The organism is Pseudonocardia parietis (assembly GCF_017876315.1).
GTDB classification, from domain to species: domain Bacteria; phylum Actinomycetota; class Actinomycetes; order Mycobacteriales; family Pseudonocardiaceae; genus Pseudonocardia; species Pseudonocardia parietis.
Map to the genome: position 1 here is coordinate 6,932,218 of NZ_JAGINU010000001.1, position 18,620 is coordinate 6,950,837.

26 protein-coding genes and 1 tRNA gene are annotated in these 18,620 nt (G+C 72.8%); 16 read left to right on the forward strand and 11 right to left on the reverse strand.

Translation table 11 applies throughout. The features are described from left to right. Positions 1–115: 115 nt before the first annotated feature. A complete protein-coding gene (locus tag JOF36_RS32705; protein WP_210034502.1) occupies positions 116–391 on the reverse strand; it encodes a hypothetical protein in 276 nt (91 codons plus the stop codon). A 149-nt stretch (positions 392–540) separates the two neighbouring features. Between JOF36_RS32705 and JOF36_RS32710 the strand changes: the two genes are divergently transcribed. Continuing rightward, positions 541–777, forward strand: a complete 237-nt coding sequence (locus JOF36_RS32710) for a hypothetical protein (protein ID WP_210034504.1) — start codon at positions 541–543, stop codon at positions 775–777. Positions 778–807: 30 nt separating this feature from the next. On the opposite strand, the gene JOF36_RS32715 is transcribed toward JOF36_RS32710, so the two are convergent. After that, entirely contained in the window at positions 808–1,032 is a 225-nt protein-coding gene (locus JOF36_RS32715; RefSeq protein ID WP_210034506.1) for a hypothetical protein, read from the reverse strand. Positions 1,033–1,254: 222 nt separating this feature from the next. On the opposite strand from JOF36_RS32715, the gene JOF36_RS32720 reads away from it, so the two are divergent. Further along, the gene (locus tag JOF36_RS32720; protein WP_210034508.1) at positions 1,255–1,488 is read left to right on the forward strand and encodes a DUF397 domain-containing protein; all 234 of its coding nucleotides are present in this window, start codon (positions 1,255–1,257) and stop codon (positions 1,486–1,488) included. Positions 1,489–1,507: 19 nt separating this feature from the next. Here the strand turns inward: JOF36_RS32720 and JOF36_RS32725 are convergent, their stop codons facing one another. Continuing rightward, on the reverse strand, positions 1,508–2,557 hold the full coding sequence (locus JOF36_RS32725; protein WP_307862705.1) for an NAD(P)H-dependent flavin oxidoreductase: 1,050 nt from the start codon (positions 2,555–2,557) through the stop codon (positions 1,508–1,510). A 97-nt stretch (positions 2,558–2,654) separates the two neighbouring features. On the opposite strand from JOF36_RS32725, the gene prcB reads away from it, so the two are divergent. Further along, positions 2,655–3,446 carry a proteasome subunit beta gene (gene prcB / locus JOF36_RS32730; RefSeq protein ID WP_210034511.1) on the forward strand — a complete coding sequence of 264 codons (792 nt, stop codon included), beginning with the start codon at positions 2,655–2,657 and terminating at the stop codon, positions 3,444–3,446. A gap of 221 nt (positions 3,447–3,667) precedes the next feature. Here prcB and JOF36_RS32735 read toward each other — a convergent pair whose 3' ends face one another. After that, on the reverse strand, positions 3,668–4,222 hold the full coding sequence (locus JOF36_RS32735; RefSeq protein ID WP_210034513.1) for a GrpB family protein: 555 nt from the start codon (positions 4,220–4,222) through the stop codon (positions 3,668–3,670). A gap of 29 nt (positions 4,223–4,251) precedes the next feature. Here JOF36_RS32735 and JOF36_RS32740 point away from each other — a divergent pair, with 29 nt between their 5' ends. Continuing rightward, positions 4,252–4,605 (forward strand): DUF8817 family protein, encoded by a 354-nt coding sequence (locus JOF36_RS32740; protein ID WP_210034514.1) that lies wholly within the window; start codon positions 4,252–4,254, stop codon positions 4,603–4,605. A gap of 1 nt (position 4,606) precedes the next feature. Here JOF36_RS32740 and JOF36_RS32745 read toward each other — a convergent pair whose 3' ends face one another. Beyond that, entirely contained in the window at positions 4,607–4,813 is a 207-nt protein-coding gene (locus JOF36_RS32745; protein WP_210034516.1) for a hypothetical protein, read from the reverse strand. Positions 4,814–4,898: 85 nt separating this feature from the next. Here JOF36_RS32745 and JOF36_RS32750 point away from each other — a divergent pair, with 85 nt between their 5' ends. Both JOF36_RS32750 and JOF36_RS32755 read left to right on the forward strand, forming a co-directional pair. After that, complete coding sequence (locus JOF36_RS32750; protein ID WP_210034518.1) at positions 4,899–5,471, forward strand: TetR/AcrR family transcriptional regulator; 573 nt, start codon at positions 4,899–4,901, stop codon at positions 5,469–5,471. Between the two features lie 64 nt (positions 5,472–5,535). Next, positions 5,536–6,030: a DUF1648 domain-containing protein gene (locus JOF36_RS32755; protein WP_210034519.1), complete on the forward strand. Its 495-nt coding sequence runs from the start codon at positions 5,536–5,538 to the stop codon at positions 6,028–6,030. Here the strand turns inward: JOF36_RS32755 and JOF36_RS32760 are convergent. From JOF36_RS32760 to JOF36_RS32770, 3 genes are read right to left on the reverse strand one after another with little or no spacing between them, the layout of a single operon-like run. Further along, positions 6,015–6,578: a dihydrofolate reductase family protein gene (locus tag JOF36_RS32760; protein WP_210034520.1), complete on the reverse strand. Its 564-nt coding sequence runs from the start codon at positions 6,576–6,578 to the stop codon at positions 6,015–6,017. The genes JOF36_RS32755 and JOF36_RS32760 overlap by 16 nt on opposite strands. Positions 6,579–6,582: 4 nt before the next feature. Beyond that, on the reverse strand, positions 6,583–6,789 hold the full coding sequence (locus JOF36_RS32765) for a hypothetical protein (RefSeq protein ID WP_210034521.1): 207 nt from the start codon (positions 6,787–6,789) through the stop codon (positions 6,583–6,585). Then, on the reverse strand, positions 6,786–8,213 hold the full coding sequence (locus JOF36_RS32770) for an amidohydrolase family protein (protein ID WP_210034522.1): 1,428 nt from the start codon (positions 8,211–8,213) through the stop codon (positions 6,786–6,788). The genes JOF36_RS32765 and JOF36_RS32770 overlap by 4 nt, the downstream gene beginning before the upstream one ends. Positions 8,214–8,415: 202 nt before the next feature. Here JOF36_RS32770 and JOF36_RS32775 point away from each other — a divergent pair, with 202 nt between their 5' ends. From JOF36_RS32775 to JOF36_RS32805, 7 genes are all read left to right on the forward strand, one after another. Further along, positions 8,416–9,225, forward strand: coding sequence for an IclR family transcriptional regulator domain-containing protein (locus JOF36_RS32775; protein ID WP_210034523.1), 810 nt, complete (start codon positions 8,416–8,418; stop codon positions 9,223–9,225). Between the two features lie 71 nt (positions 9,226–9,296). Continuing rightward, on the forward strand, positions 9,297–10,466 hold the full coding sequence (locus JOF36_RS32780; protein WP_210034524.1) for a CaiB/BaiF CoA transferase family protein: 1,170 nt from the start codon (positions 9,297–9,299) through the stop codon (positions 10,464–10,466). Continuing rightward, positions 10,459–11,259 carry a citryl-CoA lyase gene (locus JOF36_RS32785; protein WP_210034526.1) on the forward strand — a complete coding sequence of 267 codons (801 nt, stop codon included), beginning with the start codon at positions 10,459–10,461 and terminating at the stop codon, positions 11,257–11,259. Before JOF36_RS32780 ends, JOF36_RS32785 begins: the two co-directional genes overlap by 8 nt. Beyond that, positions 11,256–12,122, forward strand: a complete 867-nt coding sequence (locus JOF36_RS32790; RefSeq protein ID WP_307862706.1) for a dioxygenase family protein — start codon at positions 11,256–11,258, stop codon at positions 12,120–12,122. Before JOF36_RS32785 ends, JOF36_RS32790 begins: the two co-directional genes overlap by 4 nt. Then, positions 12,119–13,066 (forward strand): zinc-binding dehydrogenase, encoded by a 948-nt coding sequence (locus JOF36_RS32795; protein ID WP_307862707.1) that lies wholly within the window; start codon positions 12,119–12,121, stop codon positions 13,064–13,066. The genes JOF36_RS32790 and JOF36_RS32795 overlap by 4 nt, the downstream gene beginning before the upstream one ends. Before the next feature lie 9 nt (positions 13,067–13,075). Next, on the forward strand, positions 13,076–13,510 hold the full coding sequence (locus JOF36_RS32800; protein WP_210034528.1) for a VOC family protein: 435 nt from the start codon (positions 13,076–13,078) through the stop codon (positions 13,508–13,510). A 190-nt stretch (positions 13,511–13,700) separates the two neighbouring features. Further along, positions 13,701–14,315 (forward strand): GNAT family N-acetyltransferase, encoded by a 615-nt coding sequence (locus JOF36_RS32805; protein WP_210034530.1) that lies wholly within the window; start codon positions 13,701–13,703, stop codon positions 14,313–14,315. A gap of 17 nt (positions 14,316–14,332) precedes the next feature. On the opposite strand, the gene JOF36_RS32810 is transcribed toward JOF36_RS32805, so the two are convergent. Beyond that, positions 14,333–14,863, reverse strand: coding sequence for an RDD family protein (locus JOF36_RS32810; protein WP_210034531.1), 531 nt, complete (start codon positions 14,861–14,863; stop codon positions 14,333–14,335). A 103-nt stretch (positions 14,864–14,966) separates the two neighbouring features. Between JOF36_RS32810 and JOF36_RS32815 the strand changes: the two genes are divergently transcribed. Further along, on the forward strand, positions 14,967–15,617 hold the full coding sequence (locus tag JOF36_RS32815; RefSeq protein WP_210034533.1) for a formylglycine-generating enzyme family protein: 651 nt from the start codon (positions 14,967–14,969) through the stop codon (positions 15,615–15,617). A gap of 200 nt (positions 15,618–15,817) precedes the next feature. Beyond that, positions 15,818–16,432, forward strand: coding sequence for an HXXEE domain-containing protein (locus JOF36_RS32820; RefSeq protein ID WP_307862708.1), 615 nt, complete (start codon positions 15,818–15,820; stop codon positions 16,430–16,432). Here JOF36_RS32820 and JOF36_RS32825 read toward each other — a convergent pair. Together JOF36_RS32825 and JOF36_RS32830 are read right to left on the reverse strand one after the other, a co-directional pair. After that, a complete protein-coding gene (locus JOF36_RS32825) occupies positions 16,334–16,975 on the reverse strand; it encodes a VOC family protein (protein ID WP_210034534.1) in 642 nt (213 codons plus the stop codon). The two genes, JOF36_RS32820 and JOF36_RS32825, sit on opposite strands and share 99 nt — an antisense overlap. A 491-nt stretch (positions 16,976–17,466) precedes the next feature. Next, positions 17,467–17,540, reverse strand: a tRNA-Leu gene (locus tag JOF36_RS32830). A gap of 33 nt (positions 17,541–17,573) precedes the next feature. On the opposite strand from JOF36_RS32830, the gene JOF36_RS32835 reads away from it, so the two are divergent. After that, entirely contained in the window at positions 17,574–18,392 is an 819-nt protein-coding gene (locus tag JOF36_RS32835; RefSeq protein ID WP_210034535.1) for a class I SAM-dependent methyltransferase, read from the forward strand. Positions 18,393–18,620: the final 228 nt, after the last annotated feature.

An 18,620-nucleotide genomic window follows, 5' to 3' on the forward strand; every position in this document is an offset into this window, starting at 1 on the left:
CGAACCCTCGCATCATTCCAACGTCGAGTGAGCGCCGGTCGTTCCCGCCGGTAAAGGGAAATTTACCGCGTACCGGGCAGCCCGCGACACTGCCTCCACGAAGATCGGCGAAACCTCAGCGTTCGGGCAGCCGAAGCTGCGGGAACGTCCGCGTCGGTGGCAGCGGTTCGTCCCGCACGACGGGGATCTCCGGCGTGGTCTCGTCCCGGCGGTCGGCGTCACCCAGCGGGGCGTCGCCACGCAGCTCGGAACGGATCAGGCCGGGCCAGCGCACGACGGAGCCGAGCACCGACGTCGCCGCCCGGCGCCCTGCCGGACTGACCAGGACCACGGCGGCGAGCAGCAGTACGACGGCGAGCAGCACGACACCGCCGGTACCGGGTGCGAACACGGGCGTACCTCCTCGAGAACCGGGCATCCGGGCGGGCATCGGATCCGCCCCACTCCGGATCAACGAGCCGGGGCCGGTCCGGTCACGTGCCGGGCGGGTGTCGGGGTGCCGTACTACGGTCGCGGAACCCGACGACGAGACGAGCGAAGGTGGGCCGAACGATGTGGGCGTTGTTCTCCCGGCACCTACGGGTGTGGCTGCTACTGGCGGTGGGCGCGCCGGTCCTCGCCTGGCTGCTCGGCAGGCTGGGCGAGGCGCTCGAGCGCCGGCGCGGCCCGAACACCCTCAGCAAGCTCTCGCACACCGGGCGGCGGTTCCTGGAGCGGCGCAGCCGCGGCCCGCTGCGCCCACGCGAGCAGCCTGATCCGGACCGACTGGCCCGCTGACCTCCGGTCCGGGACTCGGAGGCCCGGGGCTCAGGCCGGGAGCAGGCGGCGCAGTCCCCGCCGGCGGCGGCGCGGGGACACGGCCGCGGGGGTCGGATCGAGCTGGACGCACCGCGCACACGGCGCCCCGTCCGCATCGACCAGCGGCGCCGGGGCCACCAGGTGACCGCACACTGCCTCGTAGCGCCCGGTGCGCATCGCGTGCGACGCGCACAGTTCCGAACCGATCACCTTGTGTGCTCGGTTATCGATCACAGACGTCACCGTGAGAACGTCAGGCGCGTCCGTGTCGTCACTCCGCTCGGCGGTCGACGACGACCGTACGGCGTAGCCTTCCTGCGTCGACCGGCGCATTCTCCGAACTCCTTCGCGGTGGCTCATCCTCATGGTCGGCGATGTCGCTTGCGGATGCAAGTGCGGACGCACGCCCATCGGTCACACTCCGCAATTGTCTGATAACAGCCCCGGAGGTTCCACATGTCCCACCCCAACGGGATCCGCGCCGTCGATCTCGGTCCGGTCACGTGGCGCCGGCCCGCCGGTGCGCCGGAGGGCGGCGAGAGTGTCGAGTTCGCGGTGCTGGACGACGGCCAGGTCGCCGTCCGCAACGCCCGCGACCCCGAGGGGCCGGTGCTCGTCTACACCCCGGCGGAGATCTCGGCGTTCGTCGACGGCGCGAAGAAGGGCGAGTTCGACGACATGGTGAGCTGAGTCGACACGGTGGGCCGAGTCAGGGCAGCAGCCCCTGCGCCTCGCGCCACATCCACGCGACGACCTCCCCGGCCGGCTCGGTCCGCGCCCGGCCGGCGGCCTGCCCGGCCCAGTGGTTGACCCGGTCCACCCCGCCCCGCTCTCCCGCGCGGTAGCGCGCGACCAGGTGTCGCTGGTGGGGGTAGGGCGCGGGGGCCGGTGCGTCCGGGCGTGCCCAGGCCCGCACGTAGTCCGTCGGGATGCCCCGGGCGAGCCGCCCGGTGTACGCCCGGGTGGTGACGGTGTCCTCCGGGGCGAGCCCCTCGAGGGTCGCGGCCCAGCCGGCGTCGATCCCCGCCTCCGGGGTGCGCAGCAGAGCCGTCCCCACCTGCACCGCGGTCGCGCCGAGGGTCAGCGCGGCGGCCAGCGACCGGCCGTCGGTGACCGCCCCGGCCGCGACGATCGGCACCCTCAGCGCGTCGGCCAGCCACGGGAGCAGCGCGAACATCCCGACCGACGTGTCCTCGCCGGCGGCCGGATCGGTCGTCCCACGGTGCCCGCCGGCCTCCATCGCCTGCGCGACGACGACGTCTGCGCCGGCCCGCTCGGCGGCCAGCGCCTCGTCGAGGGTGGTCACCGTCGCGAACCACGCGATGCCGGCGTCCCGGGCGGCCGCGGCCTGCTCCGGGGTCAGCAGGCCCATGATCGTGGAGACGGCGGTGGGCCGGGCCCGCAGCACGGCGTCGAACTGGGCGGTGAACTCGGGCCCCGGGCCGGGAGCGGGGGCCGCGGTCCCGCCGAGGGAGTCGAGGAAGGCGGCCTGGGCGTCCACGGCGGCGGGCGCCGGCGGGTCCGGGATCCACAGGTTCAGCTGCAACGGCGCGTCACCGGCCAGGTCGCGGTAGCTCCGGACCCAGTCCGCGATCTTCTCCGGGTGGTCGTTGACGACGCCCGAGGCGCCCATCCCGCCCGCCCCGGCGACGGCGGCCGCCAGGCCCGGTGGGCAGGCCCCCGCCATCGGCGCCTCCAGCACGGGCACCCGCAGCCCGTACCGCGTGCAGAAACTCCCGACCCGATCCCGTGCGCTCACGGTCGGAGTCTCGCACCCCGCACGGCTGGACCGCGCCGCCCGGGGAAGGAAGGATCACCTTTCGACCGCCCCACACGAATGGAGCACGCTGCCTCCCATGACCGGCCCGTCGTTCCTGGATCTGCTGCGCGCGCACGCCCCCGACGCGCTCCCCGCCGCCCTTCCGCGCGATCCCGCGCAGCGCGTGGCCACCGACCTGCGCGCCCCGCACGGCACCACGATCATCGCGTTCACCTGGGCGGACGGCGTACTGCTCGCGGGTGACCGGCGCGCCACCTCGGGCAACCTGATCGCTCAGAAGGACCTGGTCAAGGTCATGGCGATCGACGACACCTCGGCCGCGGGGTTCGCCGGCTCGGTCGGGCACGCCGTGCTCATGCTGAAACTGTTCGCCGCCGAGGTGGAGCAGTACGAGAAGGTCGAGGGCGCCCGGATCAGCGAGGACGGCAAGATCCGCCGGCTCTCCGCGGTCGTCCGGGAGAACCTGGGCGCGGCGATGCAGGGCTTCGTGGCGCTGCCGCTCTACGTCGGCTACGACCCGGCCGACGGGTTCCCGGCCCGGATCGTCACGTTCGACCCGTCGGGCAGCATCGCGCACAACCGCTCCGGCTACACGAGCATCGGGTCCGGGTCCGTCTTCGCCGAGGCGTCGATGAAGAAGCTGCACCGGCCGGACGCCGACCGCGACAGCGCGATCTCCCTGGCCGTGAACGCACTCTGGGACGCCGCGGACGACGACACCGCCACCGCGGGCCCCGACCTGACCCGTGCGCTGTTCCCCAACCTGATCACCGTCACCGCCGCGGGGACGCAGGAGGTCGCGGAGTCCGAGATCCGGGCCGCGACCCAGGAGATGCTCGCCGCACGGGCCCGTCGCCCGGGCGGCTGAGCGACGGCGACCCGGCCGACGATCCGCACCCACCGCCGGCCGGACCCATGGGACGCGGACGATTCTCGCCGAGATGCGGCTGAGGGGGAATTGTCGATCTCCGGCCGCCCCTGAGGTGCATCTCGGCGGGATTCTCGCCGGGGCAGGGCGGTCTTCGGCTCCAGTCCGGGCGACGCCGACGATCTCGATGTCGGGCCCAGCCGCGAGCGCGGGCACCGCGCTCAGCGGGACGGCCCGCCGGCTCGAGCGATGATCTCCTCGATCAGCGGGCCCTTGGCGTCGGCGTAGTGGTTCATGTCGTCCCACTGCCTGTCGGCGAGCGAACGTTTGCGCTCCTCGTAGCGTCGCCGCTCGTCCGGGTGCGCCCGCAGCCGATCGCGGAACGCGAGGTAGCGGACGATCTCCGCGCTGCCGTCGGCGTAGCAGTGCAGGTTGGCGCCGAGCGCCCCGGCGCTTCCCCGCAGGCACCGGTGCCCGGGCTCACGGACGCGTAGGTCCCAGCCGTCAGCGATCAGGTCCGGGAGGTAGGCGTCCTCGTCGTCGGGATCTTCCAGCCCGACGACGACGTCGATCACCGGCTTCGCGGCCAGTCCCGGCACCGACGTGGACCCGATGTGCTCGATCCGCAGCACCCGCTCCCCCAGCACCCGGCGCAACCGGCCTGCCACCGCGGCGTAGGCATCCGGCCAGGCCGGGTCGTACTCGGCGAGTTCGACGTACACCGGGCGAAGCCCGTGCACCAGCCTGCGGCCCAGTTCCTCGTCGCGCGTGGTCACCCGCAGAGGATGCGGGCACCCTGACCGGCATGTCCACGCTGCACTCGGTCGCACCCGTCTTCTCCACCACGAACCTCACCCGGTGGCTCGAGCACTACCGGGCGCTGGGCTTCTCGACCCGGCCCTACGGCGACGAGTACGGCTTCGCGAGCCTCGACGGCGTCGAGCTGCACGTGTCGGTGAACCCCGACCACGACCCCCTCCGGACGGCGGGCTGCGCCTACCTGCACGTCGACGACGCCGACGCCCTGCACGCCCGCTGGTCCGCAGTGGACGGCGGGCGGGCGGTGACCCCGGTCGACACCCCGTACGGCCTGCGCGAGGGTGCCCACCACGACCCGGACAACAACCTGCTGCGCTACGGGTCACCGAGCCGGACCTGACTCAGCGGATCGCGGTGTCCCGGTCGAGCGCGACGAGCGCGACACCGGCCACGACCAGCGCTGCCAGCGGATACAGCCACGGGAACGACGGAGCCTCGCCCACGACGAACTGCCAGAGCCCGATCCGGCCGACGAACAGGTACTGCAACAGCGGGATCACCCCGAGGATCACCCCGGCGAACCCGACGACGTTCTGCGCTGCCTTCACGACATCTCCCCTCGTTTCAATGCGATCGCATTGAAGCAACGAACCATGCACCGTGTCAATGCGATCGCATTGCTACGATGACCGCATGCCCCGTTCCGTGGACCACGAGACCCGGCGCTCCGAGATCGCCGACGCCGTCCTCACCCTCGTCGCACGCGCCGGGACCGAGGCCGTGTCCCTGCGCTCAGTCGCAGCGGAGGCCGGCATCTCGATGGGCCGGGTGCAGCACTACTTCGCCAGCAAGGAGGCGCTGCTGCTGCACGCCCTGGACCGCTCGCACCGGCGGATGGAGCGACGGATCGAGGAGCGGGCGGTCGCGGCCGGCGGCTCCGAGCGCGACGCGCTCGCGACCATTCTCGACGAGCTGCTCGGCGAGCACCCGGAGACCCGGGATGCGATCCGGATCCACGCCGCGTTCGCCTCCCGCGAGGTCGACGAGCGGGCGCGCGCGATCCTCACAGACGGCGATGAGGAGATCCTGGCCCTCGCCGTGCGGGTGGTCGCCGACGCGGGCTCCCCCGACCCGGGCACCGACGGCTACGCGCTGGTGGCGCTGGCCGGCGGGCTGGGCAACGACGTCGTCCTGCACGGGGCGCCGATCGAGCGCGCGCGGCGGACGCTGCGGGCGGTACTGGACCGGCTCGCCCCACCGCGCTGATCCGGTCCCTGCCGATGGCGGCCGTCACCCAGCACCGGCACCGGGCCGCTGAGAGGATCACCCGATGCGTCCGTGGTTCCCGCTGCTCGCCGGTACGGCGCTCTACGCCGCCGCCCTGCTGTGGGCGGCGACCGAGCTGCCGCCGGACGGCGTCCCGTTGCATTTCGACGCGTCCGGCACCCCGACCCGGTTCGGGGCCCGCGCGGAGTTCCTCGGTCTGGGCGCGCTCTTCGGCGCGATCATGTTCCTGGTCGGCGCCGGGGTGTACCTGCTGGTCACGCGGGGCCCGCTGACCGTGGTGAACGTCCCGCACAAGGAGTACTGGATGCACCCGGACCGGGTGCCGCGGCTGCGCCGGATGCTGGCCCGCGATATGGGGTGGACGTTCGGGGCGATGCTGGCGTTCCTGGCCGTCGTCCCGATGTCGACGGTGTACGCGACGCGCGAACAACCGCCCCAGCTGCCGGTCGGTCCGGTGTGGATCGTCGTCGGCGTGCTGGTGGTGGGCATCGTGGGCTGGTGCGTGTGGCTCACGCGCTACCGCTACCGGCCGACCTGAGGGCGGCGGTAGTGCAGGAGGACGAAGCCGTTGCCGAACCGGCGCTGCTCGGCGAGCTCCAGCCCGGCCCGGACGCCGACCGGCAACGCCCGCAGACCGCCCCCGATGATCACCGGCACGAGGTAGAGCTCGACGTCGTCGACGAGATCGTGCCGCAGCGCCTCCGCCGCGAGGGTCGGGCCGGAGATCGACACGTCGTTCGGCGCGCCGTCGACGAGGTCGCGGACCCGGGCCGGATCGAACGAGCGCTCCAGCCGGGTCCGCGTCGTGGTGACCTCGGGCAGCGTCGACGAGTAGACGACCTTGGTCGCGGCCCGCCAGGTACGGGCGAACTCCAGGTCGAGCTCGGGATGCCCCGACCGGATGTCCTCCCAGGCCCGCATCTCCTCGTACATCCGGCGGCCGTAGAGATGGGTGTCGGCAGCACGCTCGCGCTCGGTGACGAACTCGAGCACCTCGTCGTCGGGCACGGCCCAGTCGTAGCGACCCTCGGCGTCGGCGAGGTAGCCGTCCACGGACATGATCACGATGTAGCGCAGCCGCCCCATTCCCCTACGACTCCGGCCGGGGCACGGACTCATCGGCCGGGTCGCGCGGCTCGACCGGGAACTCGTCCGGTCCGCCGCGCAGGAAGCGGCGGCGATATCCCGGCCGGCGCCGCGCCCGGTGGCCCGCAGGCACGCCGGGCCGGCCGCCGTGGGGCGGGCCTGCTCCCGTGCGGTCCTCGGTGACCGGCGGGTCGGGCCAGCGGCAGCTCATGCGCTGTGTGTGGCGGCCGACCGGTACTCGGTGTAGGTGTAGGGATTGTCGAGGATCTCGGCCTGCGGGATCTCCGGGTTCATCCCCTGCTCCCACGCCTGCTCGCCCATCGTGGACCGCAGGTGCTCCACCGTGGACTCGACGGCGGCACGGGCGGCGGCGAGGTCCACATCGACCAGACGGCCCTCCCGCTTCACCACCCGGCCGTTCACGAGCACCGTGTGCACGTCCCCGCGCTGCACCTGGAACGCGACGTGGCCGTAAGGATGGTGCACCGGGAACGAGACCGGTGAGTGGTCGTTCTTGATCAGTACGAGGTCGGCCTTCTTCCCGGTCTCGACGCTGCCCAGATCGGTCTCACGGCCGAGCGCACGGGCACCACCGCGGGTGGCCCACTCGACGACCTGGTCGGCACGCAGCGCGGAGTGGGTCACCGTGTCGCCGCGTCCGTGCGCCTCGAGGTGCTCCCGGGAGCGGTCGGCGCCCAGCGTGGTGCGCATCGCGGAGAACAGGTCCGCGCTCCACCACATGGAGGTGTCCATCGACAGCGACACCGGGATGCCGTGCGCGCGCAGCGCCCAGGTGGGCGGGTACCCCTGCCCCGCGCTCTGCTCACTCTCGGTGGACACCGACGCCGAGCCGCCGGTGGCGGCGATCCGCTGGTAGGAGTCGGTGGACAGGGTCGCGGCGTGCACGTAGACGGTCTGCGGGGTCATGAAGCCGTGCTCGTGCATGAGCCGGATGCCGTCGTCGTTCGTGGCGCCCCAGACCCCGGCGTGCGTGGTCACCCCGACGCCCAGCTCGCGGGCCACCTCGAAGGCCGCCCGCTCGGGGAACTCGGGGTCCCCGGTGACGTCGAAGGCCAGCTGGAAGCCGAGCATGTCGTCACCGGGGGAGATCCGGCGGCTGACGAAGTCGCGGAAGCCGGGTGCTGCGGTCCAGTTCGCCGGGGAGTCCTGGATGTTGCCGTAGGCCAGGACGAACCGTCCCGCGGTCGCCTGCAGGGCGTCGAGGGCCGCGTCGCCGTGCTGCGGGGTCTGCAGCCCGTGCGACCAGTCGACGGTGGTGGTGACGCCGGCGTCGAGGGCCTCCAGCGCGGCCAGCAGGTTGCCCGCGTACACGTCCTCGGGGCGGAAGATCTTGCCCCACTCCAGGTAGTTCCAGACGAAGTACTGGGTCAGCGTCCAGTCCGCCCCGTAGCCGCGCATCGTGGTCTGCCACATGTGCCGGTGGGTGTCGATCATGCCCGGCATGACGATGCCGCCGGTTGCGTCGATCTCCTCGGTCCCCTCGGGGACGGCGAGCCGGGGCCCGATGGCGGCGATCCGGTCCCCCGTCACCAGGACGTCGTGGCCGGGCAGGACGCTCCGGCTCGCGTCCACCGTCAGGACGGTCCCCCCGCGGAGGACGATCGACTCGCTCATCCGGACGCTCCCTCGCGACTCGCGATCCATCGGACGAAAGTCCGCTGTGCGGACGCAGTCCCGGCGAATCGTCACTCTTTCGTAGGACGCTGGTGCTGTCAACGCGCGGTCGCGCGGTCCCGTGCCACCATCGGTCACAGATGTCCGCACAGCGGACACGACCGGCTACCGTGAGCGTTCCAGCAGTCGACGAGGGGGCACCATGCCACGAGAGGGAACGGGGCCGGACTTCATCGAGGCCCTCGCCCGCGGGCTGGAGGTGATCACGGCCTTCCGGCCCGGGCATCCCGAGATGACCCTCGCCGATGTCGCGGCCGCGACCGGGCTGGCGCGACCGACGGCCCGCCGGGTGCTGCTCACCCTCATCGAGCTCGGCTACGTCCGTGCCTCCGACCGCGGCTATGCGCTCACCCCGCGGGTGCTCGACCTGGGCGTCGCCTACGTCCGCTCGACCGGGCTCTGGGACGTCGCCCGTCCACACCTCGAGCGCCTGGTGGAGCGCACGAACGAGTCGTGCTCGATCGCCCAGCTCGACGGCTCCGACATCGTCTACGTGGCCCGCGTCGCCGTCCCGAAGATCGTCGCCCTGGCCGTGCAGATCGGCACCCGGTTCCCGGCACTGCCCACGTCGTTGGGGAAGGTGCAGCTCGCGGCGCTGGGGCCCGAGGAGCTGGAGCGGGTCCTCGCCGAACCGACCCGCTCGGGTCTCACCGCGCGCTGGCAGCCGGACCGCCCCGAACGCGACGCCGAGCTGCGTCAGGTCCGGGCCCGCGGCTGGGCGCTCACCGACGAGCAGCTCGCCCACGGCATCCGGTCGGTGGCCGCGCCGCTGCGCGACGGCGAGGGGCGGGTGATCGCCGGCGTCAACGTCAACTGCCATGCGGCCGAGACGTCGGTGGACAGGCTGCTCGAGCACCACCTGCCGCTGCTGCTGCAGACCGCGGGCGAGATCAGTGCGGACTTCGCCCGGCTGGCAGCCGTTCCCCAGGTGACCGTGTCGACCCCGGCTTGACCACCGCGTCCCGCGGGGCGACGATCGCGTTCTGCGGACACGTGTCCGCATCGTGAGCAGCGGAGGACCTCATGGCCGGACCCGCAGCACCCGAGCCCGGCGGCGGGCCGCTGGCGGGCGTCCTGGTGGCGGATTTCTCCCGGATCCTCGCCGGGCCGTACGCGACGATGCTGCTGGCCGACATGGGCGCCGACGTCGTCAAGGTCGAAGGCCCGGCCGGCGACGACACCCGCACCTGGACGCCGCCGGAGCGTGACGGCGAGTCGACCTACTACCTGGGCGTCAACCGCGGGAAGCGGTCGATCGTCCTCGACCTGCGCGACGACGCGGACCGGACCGCCGCCCGCGAGCTGGTCCGGCGCGCCGACGTCGTCGTCGAGAACCTGCGTCCGGGCGGCATGGCGCGCTTCGGGCTCGACTTCGACGGCGTCCGGGAGACCAATCCGGGCGTCGTCTACGCGTCGATCTCCGGGTTCGGCTCCGGGGACGGCGCGCACGTGCCCGGCTACGACCTGATGGTGCAGGCGATGTCCGGGCTGATGAGCCTCACCGGCGACCCGGACGGTCCGCCGTTCCGGGCCGGGATCTCGGTGTTCGACGTGATGGCGGGCAACCACGCCACGATCGGGATCCTGGCGGCGCTGCGCCACCGCGACCGCACCGGCGAGGGCCAGCACGTCGAGGTGAACCTGCTGTCCTCGGCACTGACCGGGCTGGTCAACCACAGCTCGGCCTGGGTGGCGAGCGGGACCGTCCCCTACCGGATGGGCAACGCGCACCCGAGTGTCTTCCCCTACGAACCGCTGCCCACCGCCGACGACGACCTGATCGTCGCCGTCGGGAACGACGCCCAGTTCCGCAAGCTGTGCGCGGTGCTGGAGATCCCCGGCATCGCCGACGACCCGCGGTTCGCCCGCAACGCCGACCGCACGGCGAACCGGGAGCAGCTGCGGCCGATCCTGGTCGAGCGGCTGGCCACGAAACGCGCCGTCGAGTGGTTCGACGTGCTCACCGGGGCGGGCGTGCCGGCCGGTCCGATCCAGACCATCGACGGTGGGTTCGCGATGGCAGAGCGGTTCGGGCTGGAGCCGGTCGTCACCGTCGGCGAGGGGCCGCGGGCGGTGCCCACGACCCGGCACCCGGTCCGCTTCTCGACCACCCCCGCCGTCTACCGGCTACCCCCGCCGGAGCTCGACGAGCACGGCGCCGACCTGCGGAAGTGGTTGACCGACGGTGAGTGAGCACAGCTACCCGACCGCGCTGGGCGCGTCCACGAAGGACACCATCACGCTGCTCGGCCACGACCTCGCGAACGACGTGATGGGCGAGGTCGGGTTCGGTGAGCTGGCGTTCTGGCTGGCCACCCAGCGCCGTCCGACGCCCGGGCAGACGCGGGTGTTCGAGGCTGTCCTCGCGGCGCTGGCCGACCACGGATTCACCCCGACCGCGATCGTCGCCCGGCTCACCCACCTGTCCGCGCCGGACTCGGTGCAGGGTGCGCTGGCCGCCGGGCTGCTCGGCGGCGGGTCGCGGTTCCTCGGCGTCACCGAGGACTGCGGGCGGTTCCTGCACACGCACCTGCCGGATCCGCTCCCGCACGACGACGCGGGCTGGGACTCCTGCGCGCTGCGGATCGTCCGGGCGCAGCGGGAGGCGAAGCAGTTCGTGCCCGGCCTGGGCCACCACGTCCACAAGGACGGGGACCCACGCACGCCGCGGCTGTTCGCGATCGCAGAGGAGGAGGGCCTGCTCGGCCCGCACCTGCGGCTGTTCGCCGCCATCGGCCGGGTGCACCCCGAAGTGCTCGGGAAGCGGCTCGCGCTCAACGGCGCGGGTGTCTGCGGCGCCGCGCTGGCCGATCTCGGCCTCCCGCTGGAGCTGCTGCGCGGGTTCGCGCTGCTGGCCCGCACCGCGGGGCTGATCGGGCAGCTCGCCGAGGAGCTGCGCAACCCGGTCGGTAACGACATCTTCCTGTCGGTGGACCTGAACAACAGATCCGTCCCACCCTCTCCCTACCGTGAGGAGTCGCCGTGACGCAGCCGACCACCGTCTCCGAGGAGACGATCACCGACGTCGCCGTGGCCCGCTGGGCGACCGCGCACGACCCGCGGACCGCCGAGCTGATGACCGCGCTCGTCCGCCACCTCCACGCGTTCGCCCGGGAGACCGGGTTGACCGAGGCCGAGTGGATGGCCGCGATCGGCTGGCTGAACGCGACCGGGCAGATCTCGAACCCCAAGCGCGAGGAGTTCATCCTCGCCTCGGACGTGCTCGGACTGTCGATGCTCGTCGTGGAACAGAACCACCGGTTCGACCCCGACGCGACACCGGCGACCGTGCTCGGCCCGTTCTACATCGAGGACTCGCCGGAGATGAACTACGGCGGGGACATGTCCGACGGGCTGCCCGGCGACCCGCTCTACGTGCACGGCACCGTGCGGTCGCTGGACGGGACGCCGGTACCCGGGGCGGTGCTCGACGTCTGGCAGTCCGATGCGGACGGTGCCTACGAGGCCCAGCTCGACGTCGACGAGGCACGGCTGCGGGCGCGGTACACCAGCCTCGACGACGGCTCCTACTGCGTGCGCACCATCGCGCCGCTCGGCTACGCGATCCCGATGGACGGCCCGGTCGGGGACCTGATCGGCCGGACCGACATCCGCCCCATGCGTCCGGCGCACATCCACTTCATGCTCGCCGTCCCCGGCTTCGAGCCGCTGATCACGCACCTGTTCCGGGAGGGCGCGGACCATCTGGACGACGACGTCGTCCACGGGGTGAAGCAGGAGCTGGTGGTGGCCTTCACCGAGCACGGACCGGGGCCGACGCCGGACGGCGGGCACCGCGACACCCCGTGGCTGGAGGCCCGGTACGACTTCGTCCTGCAACCGACGTGAGCCGGCGCGCCCTGGTCACCACGCCCGGCCGCCCGCCCATCGCGCAGGACGGCCCGGACCCGCGGCCGGGAGCGGGCGAGGTCGCCGTCGAGGTGCTGGCGGCGCCGATCACGCCGCTGGACCTGCTCTGCGCCACCGGCACGTCGTACTTCGGGGTGCCGGTGACGCCGTACGTGCCCGGGGTGCAGGGGATCGGCCGGGTCGGCGGCCGCACGGTCTGGTTCCCGACGACGGCCGGGATGCGGCCCGGCGACGGCAGCATGGCGACCGTCGCGGTGGTGTCGTCCGACGACCTCGTGGAGCTTCCCGCCGAGGCCGACCCGGTCGCCGTCGCCGCGGCCGGGCTGTCGGCGGTGGCCGCGCACGCCTGCCTGCACGCCCGCGGCGGGCTCACCGCCGGTGAGACGGTGATCGTCCTCGGGGCCGGCGGCGTGGTGGGTCTGTCCGCGGTCCGGTTCGCGAAGGCGGCCGGCGCCACGGTGGTGGCCGGGGCCCGCTCTCCCGCCGCCCGGGACCGGGCCGCCGCGGCAGGGGCAGACGTGGTGCTGGGGCTGGACGGGTCCTTCCCCGAGCGGCTCCGCGAGGCCTGCGGGCCCGGCGCCGACCTGGTCGTCGATCCGCTGTTCGGGGAACCGGCCGCGGCGGCACTGCGCGCGCTGCGCCCCGGCGGGCGGATGGTGCACCTCGGCAGTTCCGCAGGCGACACCTGCCCGATCGACTCCGGCACGCTGCGCAGCCGCTCGTTGCGGATCATCGGCTACACGAACAACGAGCTGGGACGCGACGAACGGGCCGCGACGCTGCTGGCCGTCGCGGACGCCGTCGTCGACGGGACCCTGGCGCTGCCGCACGAGCGGTGGGCGCTGGACGACGTCACCGCCGCCTGGGAGCGCCAGGTGGCGGGCGACGCCGAGGGCCGGATCGTCCTGATCCCTCGCGTCTAATGTGCCCGCATGGACCAGCGCATCAGCCTCGTCTCCCTGGGTGTGGCGGACCTGTCACGGGCCCGCGCGTTCTACGCGGCACTCGGGTGGCAGGGCCAGGAGGTCGAGGAGACCGTCTTCTTCCAGGCCGGCGGGCTCGCCGTGGTCCTGTGGGACCGGGCGAAGCTCGCCGCGGACTGCGGCCTGGCCGACGAGCGGGCGGCCGGGTTCGGCGGGATCGCGCTCGCCCACAACGTCCGCTCCGATGCCGAGGTCGACGCCCTGATCGCCACCGCCGAACGCGCAGGCGGCACCGTGACCAGGCCCGCGGCCGTCTCCGTGATCGGCTTCTACTCGGGCGTCTTCACCGACCCGGACGGTCACCCCTGGGAGGTCGCCCACAACCCGGGCTTCGCGCTCGCCGACGACGGGACGCTGATCCTCCCCGACTTCGGCACGGCGTGACCCGGTGATCACGCTCCTGGCCGGGCGTTCCGCGGCCGGCTGTTCCCGATCGACGCGGCATCGAGTCCCACCGTGTTGATCGTGCGGCTCGCCACCGTCGTGGGTGGACTGCTCGGAGCCGCCCTCCTCGCCGTGCTGTGAGCGCGAATCCGGTCGTCACCCGCGTGGGATCTCGGTAGCGTCACCGCGGATGACACCGCACGTCCGTATCGCATCCACATCGGACATCGCCGCCGCTGCCGACACGCTCGGCCTGGCCTTTCGCGACTACCCGTTCACCCGGCACGTGCTCGCGGCCGATGACCACGAGCGGCGCCTCGCCGAGAACCAGACCCTGTTCCTGTCCGAGATCGGCATCCCGCACGGCCGGGTGTGGGTGATCGACGGTTCGGACGGTGTTCTCGACGCGGTCGCGGTCTGGACGACGCCCGGGTCGACCGGCATCGAGGACGTGTTCGCCCGCCTCGTCCCGCGCCTGGCCGAGATCGCCGGAGACCGCGCGGACGTCTCGGCGGACACGGAGGCGGCGCTGGCGCCGCACCGCCCGAACGGGCCGGCGTGGTTCCTCGCGACCGTCGGCGTGCGTCCCGGGCAGCAGGGGCGGGGCCTGGGCGCCGCGGTCATCCGGCCGGGCATCGCCGAGGCCGATCGCGCCGGCCACCGTGCGTATCTCGAGACCTCGCTACCCGGCAATGTGCGGCTCTACGAGCGGCTCGGCTTCCGGGTCGACACGGCGCTCGACCTGCCGCACGGTGGACCGCGGACCTGGGCCATGACCCGTAACCCGGGGGCACGGGCCGGCTGAGGATCCGCGGGCCGGGTTCACGACGAGGGCGCCGAACCGGCGGGCCGACCGGCCGGCCGCACCGTGGTGCCCGCGATGCGGTCGTGGAGCGCACGCCCCTGCCTGCCGAACACGAACGCGATCATCACCGCCGGCAACGTGTACGACACGACCGCGGCCGTGATGGTGAGCGGGTCCCGCCGCTCCAACCCGCCGAATGCCGACTCCACGGCCACCATATGACCGAGCTGCCACGGAACGGCGATCTTCACGACGTTGCGCAGCAGACTCCGCCCCGTTCCGACGGCGGCCCCCTCGGCCGAGACGACACGCAGGCCGTGGTGCCGTTTGCCCGCCGTCGTCCCGGACCGGGCCTCACCGCGCGCCGCGACCACCGTGGCGATCAGCGGCGGCACGGCACTGACGACCCACGCGAACTCGCGCGACCGCCCGCGCTCGTGTGCCTTCTCCGCGAGCGCGCTCAGGGGCGCCGTCGCGACGGTGATCGCGAGGTACCGCACACAGTCACGCGCATAGGCCCGCGTACGACGCGCGGCGAGGGGGTGCATCCGGTGAGGTTACGTCGTCGTGGAAGACCCGTACCGAGATCCGGCGCGGCGGTCGGATCTGGCCGGGCTGCGGGAGCGGCGGTCGCCGCTACCGTTCACGGATGTGACAGCCCTCCTCGGACCGCGATTCGTTCCGCTGCCGGCCGGCCGCGTCACCCTCTCGGACCGCCGTAGCCGGCAGAGCTGGACCGAGGACGTCGCGGCCTTCGTGATCGCCGACCGACCGGTCACCACCGGCCACTACGCCGCCGCGCACGACGGTCCGGACGCCCGCGACCTCCCCGTCTCCGAGGTCACCTGGTGGGACGCGGTCCGCTTCTGCAACGACCTCTCCACCCGGGAGGGGCGTACACCCGCGTACACCCGCCTCGACGAGGACGTGACGTGGGAACGCTGCGCGGACGGGTACCGGCTGCCCACCGAAGCCGAATGGGAGTACGCCTGCCGTGCGGGAACGAGCGGGCCCCGTTACGGCCCGTTGGACGAGATCGCCTGGTACCGCGGGAACTCCGGCGAGCACCCCCACGAGGTCGCCACCAAGGAACCCAACGCGTGGGGCCTGTACGACGTCATCGGCAACGTGTGGGAATGGTGCTGGGACCTCTATGACCCTGCGGTGTACGGGACGTACCGGGTCCTGCGCGGTGGTGGCTGGTTCGACGAGCACTGGAGCTGTCGCGCCTCGGTCCGCCGGCGCAGCCACCCGAGTCTGCGGATCGACGACGTGGGGTTCCGTCTGGTGCGGTCCGCCTGAGCGGACGAAGGCCGGGCGTCGCGTACGGGCGTACCGGGGGCAGCGATCCGCGTTCCGCGGAACGCGACGAGCAGGATTCCGGTACGTCACCGCGATCGGTCGTGCCGCGAGGTGATCGGCGAGATGCGACCAACGATGGACGCCGTGCCCCCGCCCCGCGCCTACCGTCGTCCTCGTCGACGACGACCAAGGAGCGAAGCGTGACACCACGGCGACGGATTCCTCGAACGGTGACCTGGGGCCTGTTCGCGGCCTGGCTGGTTCACGACGCCGAGGAGCTCGTGATGATGCCCCGGTGGATGGCCCGGGCTCGTCCGCGCCTGGAACGGCGCTTCCCTTCCGCCCCGGCCACCCTGTGGCGCCGCATGGAGCCCGACCAGGCTCACACGGCCCTCGCCATCGGGTTCGTGGGCTGCCTGGTCGCCGCGGCCGCGTACGACGGCGACCGGACCGACGGGCGGAGCCCGTTCTTCCAGGCGGTCCTGGCCGGCTTCGGTGCCCACGCCGTGCCGCATGTCGGTTCGGCGGTCGTCACCGGCGGCTACACACCGGGGCTCCTCACCGCGCCGACCGTGGTCGTGCCGTACTCGCTCTGGGCCTCGCGGGAGCTGCGCAGGGCCGAGGTCGAGACGGCCGAGGTTCCGACCGTCGCGCTCGCGTGCATCCCGCTGGCCATCGGTGCGGCGCACCTCGCTGCGGGGGCGGCGCTGAAACTCCTACGTGGTCGCGGTGCGCACACGCGCTCCACCGCCGCCCGGGTGCAGGACGACACCGCCCGGCGTCGTGACCGCCGCGTGCATGCCGGTGACGCGTAGCTGCCATTCGTTCCGGTCGTCGTCGCGCGTGAAGCGGGCGGCGCCGGGGTTCAGGCCCAGGTGCCGATAGAAGTCGGCCGCTGCGTGCGGGTCGGACGATGCGTGGGCCGGCGAGGTCGGAGCAGGACGGGAGTCGTCGCGGGCCGGGTCCCATCCGGCGAAGCCGAGGGATTCCCACAGCGCGACACCCGCGCCGAGTGGATCGACGATGAAGGCCGTGCGTCCGACACCGGGCAGCTCGAACGGCTCGATCACGACCGTCGCGCCGAGGGCCCGAACGGTGTCGGTCTGCTTCTCGACGTCGTCGACACCGAGGTAGAGCGCGACATGGTCGGGAAGACCCGGCGGGTAGGCAGGTCCCGAGAGATCGCTCAGGCTGCCGATGCGGGCGCCGTCGAGCACCAGGAGGTGGGTCGCCCGGAGTGGATCAGGTAACGCGCTCTCCCAGCCGAGCGTGGCGGCGAGGAACGCGGACGTCCCGTGGACGTCGCGGGTCTTGAGATCGAACCAGCAGAACCGGCCGGCCGGGGAGGCGGTGATCATGGCGTCGCCATCGTATGCGAGCCCGAGCGGGACCTCTTCCGGATCGTCGACGCCGACGTGCCCACCCAGGGAGCGGCCGCCCTCGGCGCAAGCCCACGCCGAGTGTCACGTGAGGGCTCGGGGCACGACCCTCATGTGACACTCGGCGAGTCCGGCGGCTGAGCGAAGGCCCGTGCGGATCACCTACGAGCATGGTGGATGCGATCGACGGGTCGCTCGGGCATCGCGATCTCGGCCCCGGTCGACGATTCCGCCCCGCCGGGGTCGGCCCTGTGAGACACGGACGATCCTCGCCGAGATGCGGCTGAAGGCGAATTGTCGATCTCAAACCGACCCTGAGGCGCATCTCGGCGGGATTCAGACCGGGGTTTGGGGGCTTCGGGCCGGGGGTCGCGCGACGCCGATGATCTCGGTGCGGTGCCCGGCCGCGAGCACCGCCCACGACTGGGAACGCGCTGGTCAGCGGGGGTAACGTGAGGAGCGGAGCGGGGTGCCCCCGGTGGGATTCGAACCCACACCGGTAACCCTTTTAAGGGGTCTGCCTCTGCCGTTGGGCTACGGGGGCGCCGCGTCAGCCTATCCACGCGGGAGGGCGACGATGACGGGCACCGAGAAGGTGATCCTGCGCGGGGCCGCGGCCACCTTGCTGATGACGCTCTACCTGCGTAGCCAGGACGCGCGGTCGAGCCGGCCGATACTCGACGACCCGTATGCGGTGGAGGTGTACGACCGGATCGAGCACGACGTCCACGGCCTCTGGCAGTTCACCGGCGACCGCGCCCTGGTCGCGTGCCGGGCGGCGATCCTCGACGACTGGATCCGGGACTTCCTCGCGGCGGAGCCGGACGGGCAGGTCCTCCATCTGGGCTGCGGGCTCGACAGCCGCCCGCTGCGGGTCGGCGTGCCGACGTCGTGCCGCTGGCTGGACGTCGACCTGCCCGAGGTGATGGCGATCCGTCGCCGGCTCTACGAGTTCCCGGAGCAGGTCGTGCAGGTCTCCGGCTCGGTCCCCGACGACGGCTGGTGGACCGCCGTCGATCCCGCCCGGCCGACGTTGACGGTCGCCGAGGGCCTGTTCATGTACCTGCCACCGCAGGACGTGCACACCGTCGTCGACCGGATCGTGGGTGGGACACCGCGCGCGGTGCTCGCGTTCGACGCCGTCGCCGACTGGATCGTGACCGCCTCGGGGTGGACGCCGGTCTTCCGCGCCCTCGGCACCGGATTCCGCTCGGGATGGGAGCCTGCGCAGTTCGCACACCGGCACCCGACGCTGCGCGAGCTCGACGACATCTCGGTGTACGACGAGGCCGCGATCCGCGAGTCGCGCCTCTGGCTGCGGCCGCTGCTCTCGGCCGTCGGGCACCTGCCCGCCCTGCAGGACGCGATGCGGCTGCACCGCTTCGTCACCGGCTGAGCGCCCCGGTACCCGATCTCGACCCGGGCCGGGGCGCGCCCGGTGCGTAGGGGTGAGCAGAGCAAAGCGACCGGAGACGACCCCCTGACCTGCCGATCGCTCGAAGTGGGGTCGACTACGGTCCGGTCGGTGACAGGCCGCCGGCGCGGGCGGCGAGGACCTGCTCGAGCGTCGAGCTCCGCGGGCGCTGATCACCGGCGAGAATCGCGGTCGACTGTATACTCAATC

Bases quoted from the DNA above. Each gene is read 5' to 3' on its own strand.
- JOF36_RS32720 (WP_210034508.1), top strand. From the start codon at position 1,255: ATGTCCCACCCCAACGGGATCCGCGCCGTCGATCTCGGTCCGGTCACG.
- prcB (WP_210034511.1), top strand. From the start codon at position 2,655: ATGACCGGCCCGTCGTTCCTGGATCTGCTGCGCGCGCACGCCCCCGAC.
- JOF36_RS32740 (WP_210034514.1), top strand. From the start codon at position 4,252: ATGTCCACGCTGCACTCGGTCGCACCCGTCTTCTCCACCACGAACCTC.
- JOF36_RS32750 (WP_210034518.1), top strand. From the start codon at position 4,899: ATGCCCCGTTCCGTGGACCACGAGACCCGGCGCTCCGAGATCGCCGAC.
- JOF36_RS32755 (WP_210034519.1), top strand. From the start codon at position 5,536: ATGCGTCCGTGGTTCCCGCTGCTCGCCGGTACGGCGCTCTACGCCGCC.
- JOF36_RS32760 (WP_210034520.1), bottom strand. From the start codon at position 6,578: ATGGGGCGGCTGCGCTACATCGTGATCATGTCCGTGGACGGCTACCTC.
- JOF36_RS32765 (WP_210034521.1), bottom strand. From the start codon at position 6,789: ATGAGCTGCCGCTGGCCCGACCCGCCGGTCACCGAGGACCGCACGGGA.
- JOF36_RS32770 (WP_210034522.1), bottom strand. From the start codon at position 8,213: ATGAGCGAGTCGATCGTCCTCCGCGGGGGGACCGTCCTGACGGTGGAC.
- JOF36_RS32775 (WP_210034523.1), top strand. From the start codon at position 8,416: ATGCCACGAGAGGGAACGGGGCCGGACTTCATCGAGGCCCTCGCCCGC.
- JOF36_RS32780 (WP_210034524.1), top strand. From the start codon at position 9,297: ATGGCCGGACCCGCAGCACCCGAGCCCGGCGGCGGGCCGCTGGCGGGC.
- JOF36_RS32800 (WP_210034528.1), top strand. From the start codon at position 13,076: ATGGACCAGCGCATCAGCCTCGTCTCCCTGGGTGTGGCGGACCTGTCA.
- JOF36_RS32805 (WP_210034530.1), top strand. From the start codon at position 13,701: ATGACACCGCACGTCCGTATCGCATCCACATCGGACATCGCCGCCGCT.
- JOF36_RS32810 (WP_210034531.1), bottom strand. From the start codon at position 14,863: ATGCACCCCCTCGCCGCGCGTCGTACGCGGGCCTATGCGCGTGACTGT.
- JOF36_RS32825 (WP_210034534.1), bottom strand. From the start codon at position 16,975: ATGATCACCGCCTCCCCGGCCGGCCGGTTCTGCTGGTTCGATCTCAAG.
- JOF36_RS32835 (WP_210034535.1), top strand. From the start codon at position 17,574: ATGACGGGCACCGAGAAGGTGATCCTGCGCGGGGCCGCGGCCACCTTG.